Raw genomic sequence first — 24,248 nt, forward strand, 5'->3', positions numbered from 1 at the left:
CAAATTATAATTTTCAAAAAAGTCTTTGAGATATTTTAGCAAATTACTCCTTTAAAAATTTAAGAATATGAAATTAAAAAATATGAGTACAATACTAAACCAAAGAACCTGTTATATCAGACTTTGGATATGGTAACTGCTTAATATTTTTAACAAAAGCTTTGGCATGATCTTTATCTAAAGTATCTAGATTTATAGAAACAGAGTTAAGCGGATTATTATAAATATTTATATAAACAGTATCGTTTGTTAGATCTTTGATACTAGTAAACACTGTATGATCATAATATGTTTTACCATCTATGTTTTCAGCTACTACACCTTTAGGTATATCAGCATTATGCAAGATGTGAGCTACTTTGTTTAGAGTACTTTCATCTTTGATATTATCATTATTAGAATAGTAGCCTAATACTGCTGTTCTAATAAATCTAGATGGTGGAGAGTAATCACCAGGCATACCTAATAACCCATTGCCTTGACCTAGTGCATCCACAATTTTATAAGTATGGTTTGGCACTACATCATTCTCATTATAAAGTTTCATACGAGATACAGTCTTATTTGACAAGTTCAGATAGTTTCTAATATTTACTAAATGCCAATCATAAGTAGGAGCATTTGTCATAACTTTCAGGTCTAATTCTAACTGATAGAAATGAACTTCACCTTTTACATACTCTACAACTATCGCATTACCACTTTTATCTGATATCAAAAAGTGAAGTTCTGGAACCACTCCATTAACATCTGTAGACTTATCATTCCAAACTTTGATGTTTTCTAAACCCTTCTTAGCTTCATCAATACTATTATATTGACTTAAAATATAAGTTACTATTTCTAAAATTGAAGCGTAATTTTTATCACCTCTATCAACTTGTTGATACTGAGTAAAACCAGGTAGATAATTAGCACTGAGACTAAGCCCTTGATTATTTTGTCCATCAAGTATTACAAAATTATTTTTATCTATTGTCAAACCTATTCCTAATACAGAGTATTTAGATAAATATTGTTTTGCTGGTAGGTTTAGATCTTTAGGTGCAGTCAGTGTATGTGAAGTACCGGCTGGAATATATGTTAGACTCCAATCCCAAGTGAACCCCCACTCCATCGTTCTACCTGCGACAACATCTCCATCATTACCTTTGAGTGTAATAGCTGTACATGCCATTGCAGAACCTGCTAACACAGTTGATAGCAACAGCATTGATTTTAAAAGTTTTTTCATTGTAAATTTCCTATATAAAAACTAATACTTACCCAAACAATTTAATCATAATTTTGCAAAAATTAAAATAAAATATAGTATAGGTAATGGAAGTATTAACAACTAGTCGGATCTTACTTTAAGAAGTCTACTAATAAATATAAAAAATAATGCTATAGCTGTACCACTGAATGTTTCTATCAAACGTAAACCAGTATTTAGAAAAGGTGAATAACTTGGCTGATACAGTCCTAATGCAACAATTACTCCAGCATTAGCACTACTCATTTTGATAGCATTTTCAAGATGTAGAGTCGCTGTGATAAGAACACTAATTGCCACAGCCAAAATCATGACATAATAGTGATAACCCAAAATATATGTAAAAATAAATGCTGTAATACCACCTATTACAGAACCCACAAGAATTTGAAAAGCTGCCAAGTAAGAATCTCTAATACTCAACTGTAAAATTGTAGAAACTGTAATCAGACACCAAAAACCACCAATTATCGACTGTCCCCCATGCAAGAGGTTTGACATATAAAAACCAAACAAAAAACATATACAAGCAGCAATTGCAATTTCAAAACTGATATAAATATCTTTATATAACTGAGATAAGGATAGATTTTTATTTATTTTCATTTATAACCTCAAAGAAATCTTGATATATTTGCAGTCCCTCAAAGTCTTCTATCTTTGGATGCTCACTATAAAAAAGTTTGAAATAACTATTATTCTCTAATGCTTTGAAGTTATGCTCTGAAGACTTTATCACGCCTTCCCAAGCTTTTTGCTTCTTTTTATCAGTATCATTTTTATAATCACAAATAGCTTTGGCTAAATCTAAATGTACTAAATTTGGCTTAGATACTATCTTTTCTGCATTTGATAGATATTTTTCCAACAACTCTTTTGCACCTAAATGACTTATAACAAAAGTAGTATCAAATGCTTGATTTTTGTCTTTATCAAAATAGACATAAGTAGCAGTGATATCTTGTTGCTCTGATAATACCACTAATAGTGCTGTCAAATATAATTCAAATCGATGCTTAATACCAAAAGTTGAAGTTGTATATAACAAAACTTGATTATCTTTGATATGACAATTAGCCTCTAGCTCATATCCTAACATCTCTTGATGAAAATATTTAGACTCATAATTTGCTAAATTTGCCTTATCTAATAGCTTTTGAATACTCTCAACTTCTTTATTAATCTCATTTTCAGTAAGTACAGATTCTGGAAGCTTGCCACTTAGCTTAGCTGTTTTTATGGTTAATTCTTTGTCTTTATTATTCTCAAGAGTATTTAGTAAATCTTGTTTAAATTTATGCTTATCTAAACTATTTATATCAAATGGCTCACTGTCTTCTAGCTCTTCAAAGTCATCCTCTAAATATAGTTCTAAGCCATAATTTGTATAAGCTTTGATCGGGTCTTCAAAGATTTTGACAATTTTTGAGATACTTAAGCTCTTTGGTAGATTGACACTATTACTTAATAACTTTGAATCATAAAATATCTTAGGCTCCGACTGTAACAACTTCAACCAAGCCTCATCATAACTTCTGTATTCATTAGCATAACATTTAGAACTAAAAGGATGTAATGAATATTCTTTGATATCAGCCTTTCCCCAGCCATAATTCAAATCCAAATAGCTAGTCAACTCTTTGAGTATTAGACTTGGTTGTTGCTCAACATTAGTCTTAACACTTCTACCAATATAACTAAGATACAAATAATCTCGTGCAGATGTAATAGCCTCTAGAAATAAATATCTATCATCATCTCGCTTAGTCCTATCGCCTTTAACTCTTCCAAGTCTTGCCATCAAATCAAAACTAATCGCAGATTCTTGGCGCGGGAACTTACCATTATTTAAACCCAGCATCGCTATCACTCTAAAAGGAACATTACGCATTGGTGTCATTGAGCAGAATGTTACTTTACCATTTAGGAAATGGTTATTAATAATTGGTTCAGATAACTGTGAAATCAAACAATATCTAATTGTATACAAATCAATCTCTTCTACTAGCAATACATCTTTAGCTGTAGTGACTGTCCTTACGATTATATCTTTGATTTTCTTAGCAATATATTGCTCATCATTAGTTACATCAAAGACATCATCAAACATCTCCAAAAGATAGTCCTGCCATGCTTCTAAGCTTCTTGGTTTAAGTAACTCTTGTGAATATTTTTCTAGCAGCTCTAGCAACTCATACAAGCCACCAAGTTCGGCAATCTCACTACCTTCAATCACAGGTATAGTCATTAGCTTATCATCAATAATATGATTACTATCACTATAACTAAATCCAAACATCAACCTCTTAAGCCCCCAACTCCATGAGAAGGTTTGACCATTATTACTATGATGAATACATGACTCTTTTAACCAATAGCGAATTGTTTCTAGTTGCTCATCGCTAATTTTGAACTTTTGCTGAATTGCTGGAACCGATAAATAATCAAGTATCTTATTAACCTCAAAGTTACTCTCTGGTAGTTGCAAAAGCTCAATAAAGCTAGCAGCTAAAGGCTCTGAATCTAATAATGTCCTATCTGCTATCGAGCATGGTAACTTTTTATCTGTTGAAAACCTTGAGAACACACTATCAATATACGGTGAATAGTCTTCAATATTTGGACACATTACCAAAATATCTCGAGGCTTAATGCTAGGATCTGCTTTGATCATATCCAAAAGTTTATCATGTAGAATCTGCACTTCTCGAAGTGGACTATGACATGAATTAATACTGATGCTTATATCTTTTTGCTTAGCGTGGTTTTGACAATCTAGTTCCAATAAATTTCGCTGTAGGCTTACTAGCTGTGTTTGATTATTATCAGCAAGTTTCTCAAAATCTAACGAATTTTTATCAAACTTTTCAAAAACTTCTAATTCTTGCTTTTCTTGATTCTCTAAAAGCTGATTAAAAAACTCTTTCCCTTGTTGACCTAGATTTGCCAAAAGAGGTTGAAGCTCATAGTCATCACTATCTAACCAAGCTGAGATTTTACTCTTGTATAAATCATACCAATACTCGCTACATGGATTAATATACAAAATATTAACATCAATATATTTAGCCAACTCAAATACAAAGCCAAGATTTTTGGGAGATATAGTATTAACCCCAAATATATAGATATCATTTGGTATATTTAGTTTTTCTAAGTTTTGTTGATTAAGCTTTTGGAGTGCTTCTGCTTGGACTTTGTATGGGGTATCTTGAACCTCCTTAACAAGAGCTTGCCAAAGTTGAATTTGCCAATCTTCATCACTCTCTGGTTTAGCAAGATTTATGTACTCGCCCTGCTCCCACTTTTGCAACCACTCACTTCGATATGATATATATTTTGAAAATATTTCTGCTATTTTAACGGATAGTTGATATTTCTTAAGATCACTATTTTGATAATATTCTTGGAGCTTAGGATTATTGATACTATCTAAACCTCTAAAAATTCTCCAAGCTAAAATATCTTTTGTGTATGCTTTTTTATATTCTTGTTTTGCTGTGAGCTCATAGCAGATATCAAGTATATAACCATTTATCATGTCATATTTAAGATTCATCGCAATATTACGATATTGTGCTAATTGCATACTTAACCAATGTTGCATACCACGACTACCAACTATTAGCTGTGTTGGTGTGAACAAATCTTTTTTTTCAACATCTAGAAGTTTAGATAAAACTTGAACCAGATACTCAAGCTTATTTGATGGATAGGTGTATAACGCCATATTTAACTAACAAGAATATTTATATTAGTTATTTTAGCAAATTGAGTAGGCAAAAAATTATTATTTCGGTTTGAAAAACTAAAAAGAATCTGCCCGAGCTTTTTCCCAAGATCTGGCAAAACTAGCTGGCGTATTACCATCTATCAAACTATTCTCTGGTATAAAATCATACAAATCAATATATGATTTAATCTCATTTACAGATACACGCTTTTTGAGATTTTCTGGACCAATATCATTTGTAGATGTTAAGCCCATTGCTCCAACGATTTCTAAGCATGAATTAATTGTAGCTTTATGGAAGTTATATACACGATACATCTTATCCTCTACTACCAGTGCTTTTGCAAGACGCTCATTTTGGGTTGCTACACCAACTGGACAAGTATTGTTATTACATTGGCGCGATTGAATACAGCCTACTGCCATCATCATCGCCCTAGCAGAATTACAAGTATCTGCTCCCATAGCAAATAGTCTAACCATATCAAAACCAGTAGCTACTTTACTACTTGCAACAATACGAATCTCATCGCGTAAGCCACAACCAACCAAAGCATTATGCACAAATACTAAACTATCTTCTAACGGCATACCTATGTGATTAGAAAACTCTAAAGGTGCTGCACCAGTACCACCAGCTGCTCCATCTACAGTTATAAAATCAGGCTTAATACCAGTCTCAAGCATTGCCTTACATATAGCCAAAAATTCTACATGACTACCAATACAAAGCTTAAATCCTATTGGCTTACCATTTGATAAATCTCTTAATTGCTTTATAAAATGACAAAACTCAATTGGTGTTGAAAAAGCGCTATGTGCTGGTGGCGACAAGACATCTTTACCCATAGACACTCCTCTGATTTCAGCGATTTCTGGAGTTATCTTAGCAGCAGGTAACACACCTCCATGAGCAGGCTTAGCACCCTGAGATAGCTTAATCTCGATCATCTTAACACTATCTAAATTTGCCTTTTCAGCAAACTTCTCAGCACAAAAACCACCATCATCAGTACGGCAACCAAAATATCCTGTACCAATTTGAAAGACTATATCGCCACCTTTTAAGTGATACTTTGTCAAACCTCCCTCACCTGTACAGTGACAAAACTCACCTAACTTAGCACCTTTGTTCAAAGCCATAATTGCATTAGCCGACAGTGCTCCAAAACTCATCGCTGATATATTTAGATGTGATGCCATATATGGTTGTTTACAATCAGAGCCACCAAATTTAACACGCGTTTCAACTTCATCCAAATGCTTCGGCACAAGCGAATGTGTTACCCACTCATAGCCAACTCTATCAATATCTTTTTCAGTACCAAATGCTACTGTATCATTAATACCCTTAGCACGACGATATATAGTTGACCTAGTTTCTCTACCAAATGGCTTTTCACTTTCATTATCCGCGATAAAATACTGCTGAATTTCAGGTCGAATAAACTCAAGTATAAAACGCATGTGCCCAACTATAGGAAAGTTTCTCAAGATAGCGTGTTTTGTTTGCGTAGCATCATATACTGCGACAACTACCAAAACAGCTATAAAGCCTATACTGACCCATATTGATGCGTGGAGTAATGAAAGAGATAATAAAACTATTATTACAAAAACAGCAAAGCCTACATACCACTTACGGCGCTCACTTATATGCATTATTTTAACCTTAAAACTTAATCAAAAAATTTAATTCTAAAGCTAATTTAGCATGTATCTCTTAAAGTTAAAATCTCTAAGTTTAGATAACACTAGTATTTACCTTTAATTATCACAAGTATTTAGCTAATTTCATGATATCATCTGCTTAATAAGCATTTAGCCAGGACACCATCATGAATAGAGATTTTTTCATAATATTGTTTGCACTTTCCAACCTTGTTATAGCATCGGTATTAATTAGATATTCAGAAGTTGGCCCAATTGCAAGTTTTGGCTATAGACTATTATTACCTTGTATATTCTTATACTCATTCTTAGCTATTACCAAAGATGAAGATAAGCTATCAAAGAAATCTATATACATTGCCGCATTAACTGGTCTATTCCTAGCTTTAGATCTAGCTTTTTATGGTATATCTTTGATTTATACATCAATAGCTGAGGCTAGCCTTTTAACAAATCTCTGTCCTTTTATTACTACTTTTATAGCCATTATATTTCTCAAAGAAAAAGTGTCCCTTAAATATTACTTAGTTCTTCTAGTAGCATTTATTGGTTTATTACTTCTTATGAGTCAATCAGGTTTAAGCTCTCAGCACCTTTTAGGAAACTGGCTAGCTATCATATCTGCGGTATTTTATGCACTCTTTATTATCTTTTCTAAAAAGCTACGAGATTCTTGCTCAACTTTTAGAATGATGTTTATAGCATCATTAAGTGGTTCAGCAACACTATTTATATTAGCTTTTATTTTCAATGAACAGATAATTCCGACAACTTTAAGTGGCGTTCTAATTTTATTAGCTATAGCTATATTTGGACACCTACTCGGAAATATTTTATACATAAGTCGTGTCAAATATATATCATTAGCCATGAGCTCTTTAGTTTTACTAGTTGGTCCAGTATTTGCCTTACTATATGGCTATATTTTGTTTAGAGAGACATTCTCAATACAGCAACTGATTGGAATGTTTATAATCATACTATCAGTTTATTTAGGTAAAAAAGTGCTAGAAAAACAAGTAACTAAGTAAACTCTAAGAGAAAGAAAACTCTCTTATAACTATATCTATGTTAGATACTTTTTTAATTGAATCGTGTAAATCTCTTGATGACTCATCAGGTCGAGTTTTAATCACAAAATTTAGATCACGAGACTTTTTGTATAACTTATTGATAATACTCTTATTATAGTTGTTTTCTAAAAGTGTTACTTGATGTCCAACTTTTGTTTCTAGAGCATGCCAACGCTCAACTATATATTTTCTTACATTTTCTTTATATACTCTGTTTACTACATGGTTTAAGCTTACATCTTGAATAGTATTCCTATTATCAGATGTGTAATGATGTTTGATGACAGATAGTAAATCTTTAATTTCCTGATTTTCTACTAGAATGCTTTTTCTTATCATTTTATTTAACTCCCTCAATTTATAAAAGTGCAGTTTTATTACACTTTCAATATTAATCACTTTTTGCTGTAAAGGGAAGTAATATTGCACTATTTTCCAAAAAATTATTGAATTGCTGATTTTATATAAATATACTTAGAATTAGATTGTTGTACTTAGGATTAGAGATGTTTAATTACAAAACCGATCTAAAACCAGCCTTAAAAAGAATAGGCATGACACAAATAGAATTGGCAAAAAAACTTGGCAAAAGTGATAGATCTATTAAGGGTTGGGTTGCCGGTACTAACTGTCCCTCATATGATGGACATATAGAGGTTATGAAGATACTTGGTCTCGAAGATAATTATTACCCTAATGATATATCTATAATGAGTGTAACTAACGTACCAGTACTAAGTTATGTACAAGCAGGTGAATTTACCGAATCTCAAGAGAATATTGACCCGATTGACTATTTGCAAATACCAGATAGCCTTGTACCAAAAAACGGTTTTTCACTGAGAGTACAAGGTGAGAGCATGCTCTATGATTCATCAGAATCTCAACTGCTTAGTCCTAAATATGCTAGATATACTCTTTACGAAGACGAGAATATTTTAGTTGACCCTAGCGAAATTAGTCCCCAGAATTTAGTTGATAAAATTGTAGTTGCTAGAAACTCCGATGGAGCCACAGTTAAATTACTATATAAAGATAATAACCGCTTATACTTGATGCCACTAAACTCAAAATTTCAAAATAATGATGAAATCAAATCACCAAATGATGCGGTAATAATCGGTAGAGTTGTTAACTCTTTTAATGTTAGAAGTTTTTGATAAGGAATATAGCTAACTAAAACTGTGTTTCAAAACTCACTGAAAATAAAAGGCAATAAAACATAACTCGTCTACCCTTAAAAAAATAATTCTATTTTATATTTGATATAAAAATTTCTAGTTTTAAATAAACTATTGATTTTTGCTTTAATTTTCAACATACTTATAAGCCTTTTTCTAGAATAGTGATCTTTTAGAAAAAAAGGAATATTAAAATATCATACTTTAGCTGTAATTAGTAACAAATTTTTAATTTTTTGATTTCTTCATTTTTAAATCAATTTATCATTTATCATTTTCTTTGGATAATTAACCAAGGAAATAAAAATATGATTAGAAAAATACTATTTGTAGGGTCATTAACAGCTATAATAAGTTCAGCTTTTGCAGCCGATAGACTCAACATAGATATTCCAGACATAAAACAAATCATACCACCTCCTCCAACTCCTGGAACATTACTATATCAAAATGACATGAATATTTCTCACGCTAGTTTTTTTATCAAAAACACCAATAGATATAAACTAGCTCAATCAGATGCAAACTATTCTCCAGAAGGATTTGCTCAAGCTTTTGAAAAAGCTTTTGGTCATCAGATAAGTAAAAAAGAAACACCCGCAATATGGAAAATTCTAAATCAATTAGAAATAGCTGAAGGAGAGTTCACAAAACCAGCTAAATTATTCTATCATCGCACAAGACCTTTTGCATATTTTCATGAAAAAGCATGTGTGAAAACAGATAATATTCATAGATCGTACCCTTCTGGGCATACAACTATAGGGTGGGCAATTGCTCTTACTTTAAGTGAGATAAACCCCTCAAGAACAAATCAAATCATGAAGAGAGGTTATGAATTTGGTCAAAGTCGAATTGTTTGTGGAGTTCATTATCCAAGCGATGTTAATGCAGGGTATTTAGTAGGAAGCATCATGTTCTCTCAACTACAAACAAGCCCAGAATTCCAGAAAGAAATTAAACTTGCTAAAAAAGAAATTTCAAAAAATTAATGTAACTTAATTCAATAATACACCATAAAACAACACTAGGAGCATTTAAATATTATTTACGCATAGATGTTACAAGGAAAATACATGACTAATAATGGCGGGGCCGGAATTAATGTATAAGCCTCAAACCTTTTATTATCAATACACTAAAATATAACATACAATCTTAGTATGTACTTTAGTATGTACTTTGTTCAAAGTGACCCCCTATTTTTGATATTTTATTTAATATGCTAGCTGCATTACTGGAGGCGGAAAAGAACTACTAGAAACTTGAGTAGCTATTCCATAACTAAAGCCAGTTGAAATTAAACTTAAAACTATTGATGCTGTTAATATTACTTTCTTCATTTTGATAATCTCTTACAATGTATAAATTTTATGCTGATATTATGGCTTTTGATTTTAATAAAGTGAAATATATAGTTTTTATGAATGTGATAAGATTAAGTTATAACATCGGTTAGATTTATTAATGCCTTTTGATCCCTCTTTTTTATAAGCGGTAAAAACTCTTTTTTATATCGTTCAAAAACCTAAAAAGTAGTGGCTATGTAATGGTTATTCTTTACCTTTTAGCTCCTCTAAACTAGGTACATCTTCATTTATATTATTCAATTTTATCTCTCCGTATGTTCCTTTATCCCATAGCTTGAGTTTTGATATTGTATTAATTGCTTGTATTTTTTCTCCCGTAGTAGATTCATCACTATCAATAATGTCATCTAACTTATTTAGATAAGTCTCTCTAGTTCTTAATGTACCTAATAACTCTCTTTTTCTTACATTATTAATGAAAGCTATTATTTTCTTATTCTTCATAAGCTTACTAGCTTCATTCTTTACAGTGTCATACTCCATATTCTCACAATCATAGGCCATCATATAAGCTTCCAACTGATATTCACCCAAAAGAATTTGCTTACAAAACTCTAATTGTTTAGCTGTTAAATCTGTCTTCATTATTCCTTCCTATAAAAAATTAATAAGATTCCTATTAAATTTGTAAATCAATGACTTAACTATCACAGAGTAACCTACACCGTGTTGACTGGCTGTATTCTTTAAAGTTTGTAGCTCGTTTTCATCAAGTCTTAATGTTATTGATATAGTCTTACTCTTGAACTCTATATTATGGTTTTCTTCTCTCATATCTTTATACCTTGCTCTTTTTCTACTAATTCGCCATTAACTACTTTGTATCTCTCGCCTGTTCTTTTATCACCAAAAACAAAGCTATCCCAGTCAACCCTTACTATATATTTGCTCTTTTCAAACCATCTATATTTAGCCATAGTTTGAGTTTCTACATCATTAGGTAACTCATAGCCATTACTCCAAGCTATCTCTCTTAAACCCTCCATTAAATAGCCTCCATATAATCAAATAACTTGATAAGTCTTTGTTTAAGTTCTGACTTCTTAATATTGTTATCTTGATACTCTCTATCTGCTACATCTCCTAGCTCAAAGAATAACGATATTAATAAATCTAAATCTTTACTTAGAATATTTAACAAATGAGTATTTATTATTTCTTTCTGATTATCCGTACCATCAGTCAATATAGCTTCTAAACCGTCACAATATAGAACCTCGTATATTTCGCTTATTGATAACTTTTCTATAGGTATGGGTTTTTGCTTAGGGATATCATTAAAATTCAGTATCTTATCCATCTTTTAACCTTACTTTTTTGTATATTGATTGTAATTATAGGTATTACATTTTGTTAGTTATGTAATGTTAGAAGTAATTATATAATGAGATAAATTTAGTTGATTTAAGCGAGAAACTTTGCACAGTCTTTGATTAATTGGTTATAGAACTAATACAATTTAATGAAATAGGTTAAAAAAGTAATTATCAAATACACAGGCTATGTTTTTATATACCATTGGCAGCTATATATAATTCAGATTTATAGGTATATGCAACATAATCGATACACATTTTATATTGTCCTTTGTTATTTATTATTCTATTAGCTATTGAAACTGCTTGACTGGCAACAGATATACCACTTGGAATAAAGCCAAATGGTCTAGGCGAAGCATCTATTCCCCTACTACATTTCACACTCTCATTAAATGCTTTAGTTATAAGTTCCGCAACCTTATTATTAATATTCCAGTTTTTTGCTTGAGAGCCAAAAATAATAACTAAAAGCTTTCTAAGCTCATTCTTTTCATTGTTGGTTAAAGTAGCAACTGACACTATATTATCCTCTTATCTTAGTTTCTTTTATTAGGTTAATATAACCTTGATATTTAGAGTCATAATTTATTAACACAGCAAAATTTAAGTTTTTAGAATACACATGATTAGATATGTAATTACCGTCTCTATAGCTGTATATTTTTACATTAGGATTATCTGATTTTATAAATTTTCCTTTAATCAATATTCTCTGAAAATCATTGCTTGGATTATCAAGTGATGAGTTAAAAGAATCATCTAAAAACTTATATACTGAATCTTTTGCGCCTAACTTTTTAAGTTCCTCTAGGCTTACTGTTCTATAATAAATATTTTTGCCATTTTCATCATTCATAACAGCTGCATAAATTCCATCATCTAAAACAATCAATCTTTGCATATCTTTTGGTAGAGGGATATCTACTTTATTATTTATTGATAAAATCACAGGATCATTAGCAAAACTAACAATTGGTAACAAAACAATAAAAAATAAAGCGATTATTTTAAATGCTCTCAACTTAAAATACCTATGAATTAGATAACTTATAAAGTTGATAATACTGTATAAAAAATCTAATGTTAAGCTTATTTGATAATTCACTCTCCCGTTATTAACACCCTCAACCAGGTATTAGCTTTTAAAGTACCTGCATTAATCTTTTGATGCTCTAAAGGGGTATCATTATAAGCTTGTAAATATAGCTCTTTATATTGCCTTAAAAGATCATACTGTTTAGCTTTAGGTTTCCATTTAAGTAAGTGCTCTATCCAGGGGATATTTTTAGGTGGTAAGTCAATATCTGACAAATAACTCTCTATAGTAAATTTCTTTAAATATTCATTTTTATTTTGTGGTTGCTGCCGAGATATTTTAGCCTCACCTTTTTGGGTGAGTGATGATTTAATTTCTTTAATGTCTTGTAGCTGTATTTTGTCTTTTGGTTTAGTCTCAATTTGTGTTTTATATTTCTCTATTAATGATGTTGCAAAGCCCATTTTTTAATCCTTATTTGTTAGTTTTCTTATGCTGATATATTCACCTAACTAAAAAACCACCTAATTTACCGAATGTCTCATCAAAGCATTGATACATAAGGGTTTAAACCTAGTTGGGTAATCACCTAGCATTCACCTAATCACCTAAACTAATACCTAGTACTTTAGGTACTGAATAAAGCTTTAGGTGGGCTTTAGGTGGTACGTAGACCATATTAAAAGCATTGGTATATATAGCTTTCAGCTTACTTTAGGTACTTTCGGTGGATTTTCTAGGTATTCAAAATATACTTCTTATACTTAGCATTATTTCTAGCATCAGTTTCTATCAAATAATTATGATTTTTTAACAGCCCCAAACTCTCTATTGTAAGATCAATTTGTCTATTATTTTTTAGACTTGAATATCTATTTCTTAGTGAGCTAGCTGTAAAACCATCTCTTAATTTATCCACAGGCTTGGATAATATTTCTTTAGCATGTTTAACCACTAAATCAATTTCATCACTATAAAGATATTTAGCAGTGTCATATAGATAGTCCATAAACTTAGCAACCTTCTCTAAAGTATCTATACAGATAAACTCTTCATCTTTTTTATCTATGACATGAAATATTAAAGAAACTTTATATATAGTCTCGCCAAACTTATTTAAATATCTTCTCATTGGCGTATCTTCTGCATACTTTTTAATTTCTAAGTCATACATTTGATACCATTCTTCTAAAAACTCATCTGCTTTTTTAGAGAATCTATACATCTTTGGCTCACCTTTTTCTAACTGCCCATCAATAACCCTATCTAATACAGAGATATCAAATAGTTCATCAATAAGATTCTTATATACCCCTTGTAGCTTCTCATCTAATGGCGATTTCTTATGAGTTCTAGGAATACTTTCTACTACTGATAATAATTGAAACCTAGCTACCAGCCCCTCTTTATCTTGTGATTGTTCAAGATACTTATCTAAGTTACTAGTCTGAATATCTCCTAATATTGAAATGGCTACGGTATCAACATTAATAGTTCCTCTACCAAGCGTCATACTCTTATCAAACTCTCCATCGTAAGCCTTTAAAAGCATGGCCTGCTTATCAGCATTATCTTTACCAGATAAACTTTGAAGTGTCTTATAAAACTCTGTACAGGTAAGTAAGATACCATTGGGACTATCATTGGCTATCTTATTAATAATAGCTTGCTGTGTACCATCATTAAATATAATCTCATTTGATATAGGCCTATAAGGTTTACTATCCTCAGCCTCTTTAATAAGCTGTTTCTTTTCTCTTATGGCCTCATGATTAGCATCTTTAATATCAGACTTCATTGAGTCTTTTATTTCTTTAATCCTTGCATCAATAATCTCTATATCAAGATTATAATCTTTTAACTGTTCTTTATGCTCTTCTATTAATTGAGTATCTAAGTCCTTAATGATTCTAGTAATAACTCTTAAACAAGGACTTTTGCCAGTACCACTCTCACCAGTAACTAATCCCCATACATTAGCTGTTACCTCTTTAAAACCAACATCTAATACTACTTTCTTACCAAGTACTCCTGATACTCCAGTCAAAGCAGATATAGCTATAGAACTTGCTGTTAGCTTACCAGCCTCAGCTTGTCCAAAGACATAATCAGATAATCTATTTGGTAACATATCCTTAGTAAATACTGGCATCTTTTTATCATTCTTTGGCAACTCTCTAGGCTTACCTTTTAGCATTTCTACATTATCATCTATTGTTGTTAGCTCTACTACATTACTCATTTTTCAAACCCTCTCTAGTAACTAAATAATCATTCCAATCTGATAAACCTTTATCCATCTGTTCATCTGTCAAAGGTGGTGGGTTTATGGTTATACCTGGTATTTCGGCAGCAACCACACCCGCCTTTTCAACTCCTATACCGCTCTTATCCTTATCAGCCCATATATTAAATTCAGCATTAGGATATTTACTATAGAAGCTCTCTATGACATGAATATAGTTATTACAGTTAAATACACATATAACCGATATATCAGCCTTAAAATGCTCTACAAGGCTTAATACACTCATACCAGTAGCGAAACCCTCAACAAATATAAAACTCTCATTAGAGGACTTATTTAATATCAAACATGAGCCTTTAGCATGAGCATCTTTATAAAACTTCTTAAAGCCATTTGGATATATTCCTTGTAAGCTCTGTATTTCATTATTAAAAGGTTCTACAGTACCAAAACATGGAATTATCAAAACATCGTTATATAAACGTATTAATGGATGATTATTTATCTGTTTCTTTACTAAATAAGGGTGGTCCTTGTTAGCCAATGGTAATGACTTATAAAAATCAGTTAATTTAGTAGCTAAATCTTTTTTAGTATTTATTTCCTCCTGGTATTTTCTTTGTCTAGCCTCTCTTTGCTTTCTTAATTCTACAAAGTCCTGTATCTCATATTTGGGTTTTTCATTATCAAGATAAGTATGTTTATCACCTGCCCAGTCACCAAAGACATAAACATCATTGTCTACCCTTTGAAGCCATAAGTTTTTATTATTATCTTTCTTATTTTCATCATTAAATCTAATCCTATTACCTACATCTATGCTATAATTAAATCCACTAGGCAATGAGTAACCAAGATTTGATACAAAAGTATTAAATTTACCTATATTCATTGTCTACTACCTCTAAAAATATCTAATATTACTTATCTTTTTAGTAGCAATTCCAAGTACTCTTTCTACTGGTATTACTACATCTTTGTAATTTTCACTTATAAACTTGCCTACAAGCTTATTCTTAGAGTTTTTGGATAGTAAGACTATGAAAGTATCATTGTTATTATTTTCAACTATAGCAACTCTATTTGGCTCTGCTTCTAAAGTCCTATCAAAGATTAAGAAATCACCTTTAACTAGATTTTTATCATGAGCTGAATTACTCATAGCATTGTTTTTTATTTCAATACAAAATAAATTCTCTATATTATTCTTCTTCATGATAACTAACCCCTAAATACTCTGCTTGGTTTACGAGACTCTAAGGCTATAGCTATAACTTCTTTAATGGCTATCTCAAGTCCTTTGTATTTCTCGTTTAGGAATGTACCTACAAACTCTTTAGTGGATATTTTTTTAAGTAAAACTATATTGCATTCATCTTGGTAATTTTTGATGATAGCAATGTTGTTCGGCTCTGCTTTGATTGACTTATCAAATAAGACTTTATCATTAACATCTAAGTTAAACTCATGATCTTTATTTGTCATGTATTCATTCTTGATATCAATAAAAAATAGATTTTCTGTATTGTTAGTGTTAGACATGGCTATATTCCTCTCTTGGTATTTGTTTTCGAAATGTATCGGGGCGGTTCGAAACTAGTACCAAGCCTAGCCGTAGGTATTCCCCATTTCTGGGTATTGTATTCCCTACGCCTCCCGACAAAACAAAAGAGTTTAGCCGTGTGATAGATATATTGATTAACATATCTTAAAAGTGCATAATAAAGCCCGCTAATAAAATATATAGCACTAGCTATACAATTATGGCTATTATTACAATTCACTTTGTCATTGCTCTTATTAGTGGCAATATCACTACTTGGTATTAGGGTTTCGACGCCCTTTAACAAGAATGATGATAAAAGATTATTGGTATTTTGTAAAGTAGTCATATTAAACCACCTCACTATTATCTAAAGACTCTAACCACTCATAAACTTTATCGCTATACCAGCCAGTACTAGTAGGACTAAGTTTTACATATTTAGGAAATTGTCCTTTATCTACCCAACGATATATAGTAGAGCGACTTACTCCAGTAATCTCTACCACTTCGCCAATTCTCATTATTTTTCTATTTGAAGTATTCATTTACTTATCTCCAGTTAATTAAATTTAGTTTTTGTGTTAGTTGCTAGCAAACTAAATGTTAACCTTGAATACAAAGCTCGGATTTGAGCTGTATTGCTACGGTATGGAGTAAGTTTATTGAAAAGAAAGTTGAATGTATGTGGGATATTTTTAGCTATTTTTTCTACTACATATTTACAAAAGGCTTGCTAGCCATAACATGTTTTTTTCTGATATTACTTGTAAGGCAAGTGCTTTGGCTTCTCGACCCTTATTTATAGCTTCTTCTGGTTCAGTAAAAACAATATCATAAATATCTATGTCTTTTAACTCTAAGTTGAATACTTCTCTGAAGATTATTAGATCTAAAATAGGTAACACCTTATAGCTTATGAGTTTATTTTTATACCTATCAGTAAAGCCATGTTTATTGTTTCTTTTTCGATCAGTTGTTTCTAACATATTATCTAAATAACCAATGAAGTCATTTATTATTTTTTGTCTAGGATAATTAGTATCAACCTTAAAATATCTTATGCCTTGCTCATAATGAGGACTATAAAAAGTGCCTTCTTTGTATATGTCTTTTATTTCGCCTTCATCTCCAAATATTTTAAAGATTACACCATTATCAACCATTCCTTTTATGATGTCTCTATTGTAAGGTAGGTTACAAAAACTCTTAATGTCAAATGTAGAAAAAGGCTGGATAGAATTATTTGACGATTTGGTATTAAAAGCTTTTTCCCACTTAGAAAGAGCATAATAACTTTTATAGTTAGTTTCATCATCGAATATTAAACTTACTGGCTCTTTTAAAAGATTTTTAAATATTATCCAATTAGAAAAATCCACACCCTCTTCTAACATAGTAAAAAAGTTCTCTCTTCTATCTAACAACTTAAACCAGTCAAGAGTGTTTAAACTGTACAGGTATTTTCTATCATACTTAGAAATATCAAATTTGAAATTACAATTCAAACCCACACCTCCCACAGTGCTCCCAATAGATTAAGCACTAACAAACATTTGGGTAATGTCTTTCGGTTGGCCTACCTAGAAAGTGCTTAACTGGTTTAAAAATAGCTATATTAGCTATTTAAAACAATTATCGGTTATAATTTTATCAAATTTAATTACTATTGTTTATCATGTCAAAAGTTAAATATTATTATTCTTATACAAAGAAATCCAAAAGATTTAAAAGTAAAGGAGTGTGCCATAGAGACCCTCTAGACTCAACTAATTGGCTGTTTCCTGCAAATAGTACAGAAACACCTATACCTGATGATTATAATGGTTTAACAAATGAGGCTTATTTTTTTAATGAAGATAAGAGTCTATGGGAGAAGAGATCTTACACCCCAAGAGAAATCACTGTTCATAATTTCAACAGAGAATATACTAAGTATCAAATTATTCCCAAGATAAACGAAAAAGCTATTGGTAAAGATCATTTAAATGCAGGGAGTTTAATTACAAGAAAACTTCTAGTTGATAAAAAGTTTAATCAAATACGTTTAGATGATTTCAATATCCAGATGATGATAGCTAATTTAAATAAAAATCTTTTAGTTTTAAATCAAATAATAAAAGAAACATATAATCTTATAAATCAATCAGTATCAACAATATCTAATGCTACATCTTTCTCTATAGATATAAAAAAGCAAAATATTATACATTTAATAAAAAGAATTTTAGATGATCTGATCATGATTAACAGTATTAGATCTCAAGGTGATATGGTTGATGAAATAAAAATAAGTAGTATTGGTGATTTACTCTCACCTAAAGAAAGAACTATTACTAAAGAAATAAAGGAGGCTATTAAATTTGATATCTTTGAAGATTTTTTAAAAATTATTAATCATTTTCATAATTCATTCAAACACAGTGTTTTTGGTAACGATACTATCAATCCCTTAACAACAAATATAGAATCCTTATATGTTAAGAATAATAAGTTATCAAATATGCATTATCTAAAAAGCAACTTGAGTGATATAATATTTGGTTTTGATGATTTTATAAAAGTATATATAGACTTAAAAGAGCCTAATAGTGTTAAGCATAAGTTATCTACTGATAAAAAAGTGATTAACTAATATCCTCAATTCTTATTACATTAGCATTTTCTTTTATATGGTCTATATAGTCAGCCCAAGTTTGCATAATAACAATTCTTTCATCCATATATTCATAGCCATTGTAAGCATTTTTGACCTTGTTACTACTAACATGAGCCAAACAATATTCAGTAGCTAGCTCCCTCCAACCATGCTTACCAGCTAAATGTTCTACTCCTGTAGTAAAAATATGTCTAAAACCATGAGCAGTTTGTTTAGGTTTTTTATCTAATCCGTTATAACCTAGCGTATTTTGCAACCCTTGTCTTAAAGCATTATGTGTTATAGGTTTTTTACCATTTATACTAAATATATAGCCATCACCTTTATAAAACTTCTCCTTTAAATCTACTAAGATTTTATAAGCTTGATTGCTTAACGGCTGTATAAAGTCAGGTCCTTTCCTTTTATCATGTTGTGACCCTTTCATTTTAACAGCAGGAATAACTAAATGTTTACCATGTTCATTATCTTTAATTTCTTTCCACTCAAGATTTAATACTATACCTGGTCTAAAAGCTAAATAAGGCAATATTTGTAATGCTGCTTTTGTAATTATATCTCCTGGATAATTATCAAAGTCTTTAAGCAGTTGACTAAACCACCCCTTTTGTTTTATAGGGTCTATATATGCGTAATTATCCCCTCTCTCTCGAGATAATACCCCGCGAATATCTTTGACTATATTATGCTCAACAAAGCCTTTAGCTACAGCATATTGCCAAATATTAGAAAGTAAATCTTTCTTTTTTCTCTGTGCCGATGGTGTTTTTTCAAATTTCTCAACAAACTTAGCTAACTCAAATGTTTTGATAGTATCAATATACCTACTACCAAATACTAGCTTGATATCCTTATCTAATATTCTTAGCTTCCTTTTCTTACTATCTTCTCCAATATCCAATTTATCTATAGCTTTAACAGCTATATTCATAAATAACCGCTCATCTTTAGTTTTAGTAAGTTCTCTATGTATTTTTGGATCTTCATTATTGGCTAATATACTATTAAACTTAAAAGCTTTCTCTCTAGCTTGTTTTAAAGATACCTCAGGATAGGCTCCTAAGCCCATAGTATGACGTTTCTTATTTAATTTATATTGATATACCCATGACTTAGTATTATTAGGCGTTACTTTTAAATATAGTCTATTACCATCTCCATGGGTCGGACCATCTTTAAAGGTAAGTTTTTTAATTTTTGTATCTGTTAACTTGCCAGCCATAAGATAAGAATATTTATGATTGATATTAAGAGTATAACTCAGTATGTACTCTAGTATGTACTTTTTTGTGGGTTTAAATGATATCTTCTGATACAGGATGGTACATAAAATCTTCTCAAAGTATTGATTTTATTAGGATTATGATACAGCTTGAAACAGTATGAAATAAGAATATGGTGCCCGGGGCCGGACTCGAACCGGCACGGAGGTTAAGCTCCGAGGGATTTTAAGTCCCTTGTGTCTACCAATTTCACCACCCGGGCAGTTAGTGGAGGCTGAGGCCGGAATCGAACCGGCGTCCAAGGCTTTGCAGGCCTCTGCATAACCATTTTGCTACTCAGCCACACAAACCTAAGAGTATGGAGCGGGAAACGAGGCTCGAACTCGCGACCCCAACCTTGGCAAGGTTGTGCTCTACCACTGAGCTATTCCCGCTTTATAGGGTGATATATTACCTTATTTTCAAAAGTTGTCAATAGAGATATAGCTTTAATTTTCAAGAAATATTAATTTTTAGTTCTGATTAACATCAAAACTAATCTTGAAGAGATTTTGAATATTATTTATAAGTTTGACATCAGGGCTCTTACTCAAATCAACATTACCATTATTCTTGATAGGATTATTTCTTTTTAGAGTTTTTGCATCACTAACCAGCATATTTAATAAAGCCATTTCATTAACTGGTTTATTCGCTTTCGCATGTATACTTATATTTTTAGGATTTTGTAAAAACATTGCAAATGATGATAGTACTTGCTGTAAGAACCTATCTTGTTGTTGTACAGCAAAAAGCTGTAACAATGCTCCATATGAGCCTAATATCTGCTGTGGCGTTGTATTAGGATCTTGATTTGCAAGTCTAGCAATTTTTTCAAGTAACCCATAGTTAGCAAATGTAACATCTACACTTTTCAAACATAATTCATTATCACAATCATATAAATCTTTTTGATCTTGAGCTCCGGCACCTAAATATGGTAATAAGCTTAATTTGTCATTTACCATAGCTTCAGCACTACCTTTTAGACTTGCTAATCCCTCTGCTTGTATATCAAAATTAGTATTATATTTATTATTCTTAAATTGGCGATCTGAATTAATTTTTATATTGATATTATTAGTATCAAGTATTGAAAATACTTCTCTTATTGGTGACTTCTCTGGGAAAAAATCCTTCTGAAAATTAAGCTGAATTTTTGAATCCGCAGTATTAGATTGTACATAAGCATTATCCAAAGCCTTGCCAGTTCCATCAATAATTTCATTGATAGAACCACTATCTAGATCTATACCCTCAATTACAATATTATATTTACCATAATTATTAGTGCCTAGCTTACCGTCAAGGTTTAATACAAGCTCTCCTGGCTTATTACCTAACTTACCATTTATATCAAGGACTGGATCTTGTTTATACTTTTTACCAAGATATTTACTTGTTACCTCTTTTAGAACTTCTGAGAAGTTTGCATCAAAACTAAGATTTTGTATCTTCGAATTCATACACTCTGTAACTAACGATGCTAAGAAGTCCATGTCAACTTCAGTACCAGATAAATCTATATCTTTTAATTTTGCATCTGCTTTTATAAATGTTTTTTTGCCAATGGTTGAGTTCAATACAAAATTAATAGTACTCTCATCGTAATCATAGTTAATGTCAAGATTATATATTCCTTGACCGACATCATTCATTATAATAGCAAATGGACCTTGATTATCTGCAAGATCTTTAGGGTCTGTCTTTGAGCTAACCACATTACTATTAGCAACCGCTGTTGCCAAATTTGCTACACTCAAGCCTTCTATTTTTATATGAAAACTATTCTTAACAGCCTCTCCTGCCTTCAGTCCCTCAAATATAGCTTTATTAATACTAATATTTGGATTTTTTGAATCACTACTTATAATCCAAATATCTGTTGCTACTAAGTTACCATTTTTATCCTGCGAAACATTACCAACTGTTATTTTTGTTTGATATGCAAATAAAGAATCCAAGTTACTTATAAGCATCTCTTTATTATCAAACTTTTCTTGGCTAGTTAGCTTAGAGACCTGAGCATCTGTTGCAGCATATAAATTTGTTGCTATAAAAGTAGTCATACACAAAGATGTTAATAATATTTTTTTCTGCAAACGCATTATATGTCCTCTTTTTTTAAAAAATTTAGTTTAATCTACTCCCCTAAAAGTAAGCTGGAATTTATCTCATAGACCAGCAATTCTCTAAGGCTAATTATATTATTTATATATTAGTCTTCAACAATCACAATATATTTTAGAAAACATTTTCAACAAATATACTATTTTTAGTACAACTAATAACAAAACTCTATATATTTACTTAAGTATTATTTATAATCTTTCTTTAGTATAACATTATGATATTAAACGCCTACCAAGTTTAATGGATTTATTAAAAAAATTACACTTATGAAAGATCTATCAAGATTAGATATCCCTAAAAAGCCTACAAAAGAAAATAACAAAGAGCCACAAAAACCTAGTAGCTCCAAGAGAAAGAAAATAGTAATCATAGCTGTAGTATGCTTATTGGTAATAGCTGTAGCATCTAAACTTATAAACAAACACCTAAAAAAAGTAAAAGCTGAAGAAGAAAAAGCAAAAGTAGAACTTCAAGTGGATCAAAACAGCGATTCAATAAAAGAGCAAGATAGCACAGAAGATAATACTAAAACCAATTCAACAAACAGTGATCAAAAGCCAGACTTTACTGAAAGTGGTAGTGGTGGAAAAATGGTGTTTACATTCTACAATAGCCTTAAACATGACAGTGTTGAAGTCGATGTTCAACCTGATGCACAAAGAGCTCAGTATAAATATAAATATATTTACCAAATTGCATCATTCAGAAATATGGATGAAACATCTTGGTATGTTAAAAAAATGAAAGAGGATGGTCTTAACCCACAATTCCAACGAGTAGGCAGTTGGATTAGAATGTATATAGGACCTTATGATAGCAAACGCGCGATGGCTCCGGATATAATCAAGCTTCAGAGAATTGGTTTAAATGGAGGTTTCCCACGCGAAATAAGTCGAACAAAAATTGAACCCAAAGATGCTCAGAAAGATTCTAAAAACAAATCTTCAGACAATTCGGAGGAATCCTCAAGCAATAAGACTTCTAAAGACTAGGTTTAGAATCGATTCTTTAACTCTCTAAGCTTAACAAACATCTCCTTTCCTAATGAACACTCAGGCAAAGCTCGTAGTAAAGATTCATCATCAATTGATCTAATAAAAATATTAAGCTTACTCTCCTCTGCTAAATTCACAACCGGCTTATGTTCAGCCGCAAGCTCTGCAACTTGATTTCTATAATAATTAAAAGATTCATCATTAGGCAGTATACTAAGTGCAAAATCAAGATTGCTTTGCCAATAATCATGAGCAGGATATGGTTTTATATCTTTATCTAAGTCAGAAATCTTGGCTAATGAGTCATATAACTGTCCCACATCTGCAGATGCTGCATGTACACCGCCAACTCCGGCATTAAATAAAGTATCTCCACAGAAAAGAGCCTTCTCTTTTTCAAACAAGAAGCATACATGATCATCAATATGCCCAGGAGTATACATTACCTTACAATTTGTAAATCCAAAATCTATAAAATCTCCCTCATCGACATAAACATCTGGCTTAAAGAGATCATTATCAGCATAAGCATATACTCTAGTACCTGGATAAATCTCAAGCAATTTCTTGACACCTGCAATATGATCACCATGCCTATGTGTAATAAGTATTGCCTCGAGCTTTAAATTATTTTGTTTGATAAAATCATCAAATATATCTGCTTTGAGAGGATCTATGACAATAGCGTGACTATCATCATATAATAAATACTGATAATTTCTCAAACTATTATTCAAAAACCATCTTTTAACTTGCATTTAAACATACCT

Annotated in this window: 27 protein-coding genes and 3 tRNA genes; 5 read left to right on the forward strand and 25 right to left on the reverse strand. The window is 31.1% G+C overall.

What is annotated here, in order from left to right; all coding sequences use genetic code 11:
* Nucleotides 1–94 precede the first annotated feature (94 nt).
* The 4 genes from FQ699_RS00245 to FQ699_RS00260 all read right to left on the reverse strand — a co-directional run bounded on the left by FQ699_RS00245 (nucleotide 95) and on the right by FQ699_RS00260 (nucleotide 6,650).
* Entirely contained in the window at nucleotides 95–1,234 is a 1,140-nt protein-coding gene (locus tag FQ699_RS00245; RefSeq protein WP_146420629.1) for a choloylglycine hydrolase family protein, read from the reverse strand.
* Between the two features lie 102 nt (nucleotides 1,235–1,336).
* Entirely contained in the window at nucleotides 1,337–1,861 is a 525-nt protein-coding gene (locus FQ699_RS00250; protein WP_146420630.1) for an FUSC family protein, read from the reverse strand.
* Entirely contained in the window at nucleotides 1,848–4,985 is a 3,138-nt protein-coding gene (gene recC, locus FQ699_RS00255; RefSeq protein ID WP_146420631.1) for an exodeoxyribonuclease V subunit gamma, read from the reverse strand. Before recC ends, FQ699_RS00250 begins: the two co-directional genes overlap by 14 nt.
* A 78-nt stretch (nucleotides 4,986–5,063) precedes the next feature.
* Complete coding sequence (locus tag FQ699_RS00260) at nucleotides 5,064–6,650, reverse strand: FMN-binding glutamate synthase family protein (RefSeq protein ID WP_146420632.1); 1,587 nt, start codon at nucleotides 6,648–6,650, stop codon at nucleotides 5,064–5,066.
* Nucleotides 6,651–6,826: 176 nt separating this feature from the next.
* Here FQ699_RS00260 and FQ699_RS00265 point away from each other — a divergent pair, with 176 nt between their 5' ends.
* Complete coding sequence (locus tag FQ699_RS00265; RefSeq protein ID WP_013922723.1) at nucleotides 6,827–7,690, forward strand: DMT family transporter; 864 nt, start codon at nucleotides 6,827–6,829, stop codon at nucleotides 7,688–7,690.
* Between the two features lie 3 nt (nucleotides 7,691–7,693).
* Here FQ699_RS00265 and FQ699_RS00270 read toward each other — a convergent pair whose 3' ends face one another.
* Nucleotides 7,694–8,071, reverse strand: coding sequence for a normocyte binding protein 2b (locus FQ699_RS00270; RefSeq protein ID WP_146420633.1), 378 nt, complete (start codon nucleotides 8,069–8,071; stop codon nucleotides 7,694–7,696).
* Nucleotides 8,072–8,238: 167 nt separating this feature from the next.
* Here FQ699_RS00270 and FQ699_RS00275 point away from each other — a divergent pair, with 167 nt between their 5' ends.
* Nucleotides 8,239–8,892 carry a LexA family protein gene (locus FQ699_RS00275; protein WP_146420634.1) on the forward strand — a complete coding sequence of 218 codons (654 nt, stop codon included), beginning with the start codon at nucleotides 8,239–8,241 and terminating at the stop codon, nucleotides 8,890–8,892.
* Between the two features lie 329 nt (nucleotides 8,893–9,221).
* Nucleotides 9,222–9,905, forward strand: a complete 684-nt coding sequence (locus FQ699_RS00280; RefSeq protein WP_146420635.1) for an acid phosphatase — start codon at nucleotides 9,222–9,224, stop codon at nucleotides 9,903–9,905.
* A gap of 225 nt (nucleotides 9,906–10,130) precedes the next feature.
* Here the strand turns inward: FQ699_RS00280 and FQ699_RS09765 are convergent, their stop codons facing one another.
* The 14 genes from FQ699_RS09765 to FQ699_RS00345 form a co-directional block, all read right to left on the reverse strand.
* Nucleotides 10,131–10,256: a hypothetical protein gene (locus tag FQ699_RS09765; protein ID WP_257217876.1), complete on the reverse strand. Its 126-nt coding sequence runs from the start codon at nucleotides 10,254–10,256 to the stop codon at nucleotides 10,131–10,133.
* A gap of 210 nt (nucleotides 10,257–10,466) precedes the next feature.
* Nucleotides 10,467–10,868, reverse strand: a complete 402-nt coding sequence (locus FQ699_RS00285) for a terminase small subunit (protein ID WP_146420636.1) — start codon at nucleotides 10,866–10,868, stop codon at nucleotides 10,467–10,469.
* 9 nt (nucleotides 10,869–10,877) lie between these two features.
* Nucleotides 10,878–11,057, reverse strand: a complete 180-nt coding sequence (locus FQ699_RS00290; protein ID WP_146420637.1) for a CopG family antitoxin — start codon at nucleotides 11,055–11,057, stop codon at nucleotides 10,878–10,880.
* Complete coding sequence (locus FQ699_RS00295; RefSeq protein ID WP_146420638.1) at nucleotides 11,054–11,269, reverse strand: hypothetical protein; 216 nt, start codon at nucleotides 11,267–11,269, stop codon at nucleotides 11,054–11,056. Before FQ699_RS00295 ends, FQ699_RS00290 begins: the two co-directional genes overlap by 4 nt.
* A complete protein-coding gene (locus FQ699_RS00300) occupies nucleotides 11,269–11,583 on the reverse strand; it encodes a hypothetical protein (RefSeq protein WP_146420639.1) in 315 nt (104 codons plus the stop codon). Before FQ699_RS00300 ends, FQ699_RS00295 begins: the two co-directional genes overlap by 1 nt.
* 208 nt (nucleotides 11,584–11,791) lie before the next feature.
* Nucleotides 11,792–12,121, reverse strand: a complete 330-nt coding sequence (locus FQ699_RS00305) for a hypothetical protein (RefSeq protein WP_146420640.1) — start codon at nucleotides 12,119–12,121, stop codon at nucleotides 11,792–11,794.
* A 4-nt stretch (nucleotides 12,122–12,125) separates the two neighbouring features.
* Nucleotides 12,126–12,707, reverse strand: a complete 582-nt coding sequence (locus FQ699_RS00310) for a hypothetical protein (protein ID WP_146420641.1) — start codon at nucleotides 12,705–12,707, stop codon at nucleotides 12,126–12,128.
* Nucleotides 12,704–13,102, reverse strand: a complete 399-nt coding sequence (locus FQ699_RS00315; protein ID WP_146420642.1) for a hypothetical protein — start codon at nucleotides 13,100–13,102, stop codon at nucleotides 12,704–12,706. Before FQ699_RS00315 ends, FQ699_RS00310 begins: the two co-directional genes overlap by 4 nt.
* Nucleotides 13,103–13,374: 272 nt before the next feature.
* Nucleotides 13,375–14,880, reverse strand: coding sequence for a DUF3987 domain-containing protein (locus FQ699_RS00320; RefSeq protein WP_146420643.1), 1,506 nt, complete (start codon nucleotides 14,878–14,880; stop codon nucleotides 13,375–13,377).
* The gene (locus tag FQ699_RS00325) at nucleotides 14,873–15,778 is read right to left on the reverse strand and encodes a primase/helicase family protein (protein WP_146420644.1); all 906 of its coding nucleotides are present in this window, start codon (nucleotides 15,776–15,778) and stop codon (nucleotides 14,873–14,875) included. Before FQ699_RS00325 ends, FQ699_RS00320 begins: the two co-directional genes overlap by 8 nt.
* Before the next feature lie 12 nt (nucleotides 15,779–15,790).
* Nucleotides 15,791–16,102, reverse strand: coding sequence for a LexA family transcriptional regulator (locus FQ699_RS00330; protein ID WP_146420645.1), 312 nt, complete (start codon nucleotides 16,100–16,102; stop codon nucleotides 15,791–15,793).
* A gap of 5 nt (nucleotides 16,103–16,107) precedes the next feature.
* Nucleotides 16,108–16,428 (reverse strand): hypothetical protein, encoded by a 321-nt coding sequence (locus FQ699_RS00335; protein ID WP_146420646.1) that lies wholly within the window; start codon nucleotides 16,426–16,428, stop codon nucleotides 16,108–16,110.
* A gap of 351 nt (nucleotides 16,429–16,779) precedes the next feature.
* A complete protein-coding gene (locus FQ699_RS00340) occupies nucleotides 16,780–16,977 on the reverse strand; it encodes a helix-turn-helix transcriptional regulator (protein WP_146420647.1) in 198 nt (65 codons plus the stop codon).
* 174 nt (nucleotides 16,978–17,151) lie between these two features.
* A complete protein-coding gene (locus tag FQ699_RS00345) occupies nucleotides 17,152–17,937 on the reverse strand; it encodes a DUF6387 family protein (protein ID WP_146420648.1) in 786 nt (261 codons plus the stop codon).
* Between the two features lie 170 nt (nucleotides 17,938–18,107).
* Between FQ699_RS00345 and FQ699_RS00350 the strand changes: the two genes are divergently transcribed.
* Entirely contained in the window at nucleotides 18,108–19,064 is a 957-nt protein-coding gene (locus tag FQ699_RS00350) for a hypothetical protein (RefSeq protein WP_146420649.1), read from the forward strand.
* Here the strand turns inward: FQ699_RS00350 and FQ699_RS00355 are convergent.
* The 5 genes from FQ699_RS00355 to FQ699_RS00375 all read right to left on the reverse strand — a co-directional run bounded on the left by FQ699_RS00355 (nucleotide 19,057) and on the right by FQ699_RS00375 (nucleotide 22,458).
* Complete coding sequence (locus FQ699_RS00355; protein ID WP_146420650.1) at nucleotides 19,057–20,310, reverse strand: tyrosine-type recombinase/integrase; 1,254 nt, start codon at nucleotides 20,308–20,310, stop codon at nucleotides 19,057–19,059. The two genes, FQ699_RS00350 and FQ699_RS00355, sit on opposite strands and share 8 nt — an antisense overlap.
* 174 nt (nucleotides 20,311–20,484) lie before the next feature.
* Nucleotides 20,485–20,573: transfer RNA gene (locus FQ699_RS00360), tRNA-Leu, on the reverse strand.
* A 6-nt stretch (nucleotides 20,574–20,579) separates the two neighbouring features.
* Nucleotides 20,580–20,653: transfer RNA gene (locus tag FQ699_RS00365), tRNA-Cys, on the reverse strand.
* Nucleotides 20,654–20,670: 17 nt separating this feature from the next.
* Nucleotides 20,671–20,745: transfer RNA gene (locus FQ699_RS00370), tRNA-Gly, on the reverse strand.
* A gap of 78 nt (nucleotides 20,746–20,823) precedes the next feature.
* The gene (locus tag FQ699_RS00375) at nucleotides 20,824–22,458 is read right to left on the reverse strand and encodes an aq_1923 C-terminal domain (RefSeq protein ID WP_146420651.1); all 1,635 of its coding nucleotides are present in this window, start codon (nucleotides 22,456–22,458) and stop codon (nucleotides 20,824–20,826) included.
* A gap of 291 nt (nucleotides 22,459–22,749) precedes the next feature.
* On the opposite strand from FQ699_RS00375, the gene FQ699_RS00380 reads away from it, so the two are divergent.
* A complete protein-coding gene (locus FQ699_RS00380) occupies nucleotides 22,750–23,475 on the forward strand; it encodes an SPOR domain-containing protein (RefSeq protein WP_146420652.1) in 726 nt (241 codons plus the stop codon).
* A 2-nt stretch (nucleotides 23,476–23,477) separates the two neighbouring features.
* On the opposite strand, the gene FQ699_RS00385 is transcribed toward FQ699_RS00380, so the two are convergent.
* Nucleotides 23,478–24,236 carry an MBL fold metallo-hydrolase gene (locus FQ699_RS00385; protein ID WP_146420653.1) on the reverse strand — a complete coding sequence of 253 codons (759 nt, stop codon included), beginning with the start codon at nucleotides 24,234–24,236 and terminating at the stop codon, nucleotides 23,478–23,480.
* Nucleotides 24,237–24,248: the final 12 nt, after the last annotated feature.

The sequence above is a fragment of the Francisella salimarina genome (assembly GCF_007923265.1).
In the GTDB taxonomy this organism is placed as follows: Bacteria; Pseudomonadota; Gammaproteobacteria; order Francisellales; family Francisellaceae; genus Francisella; species Francisella salimarina.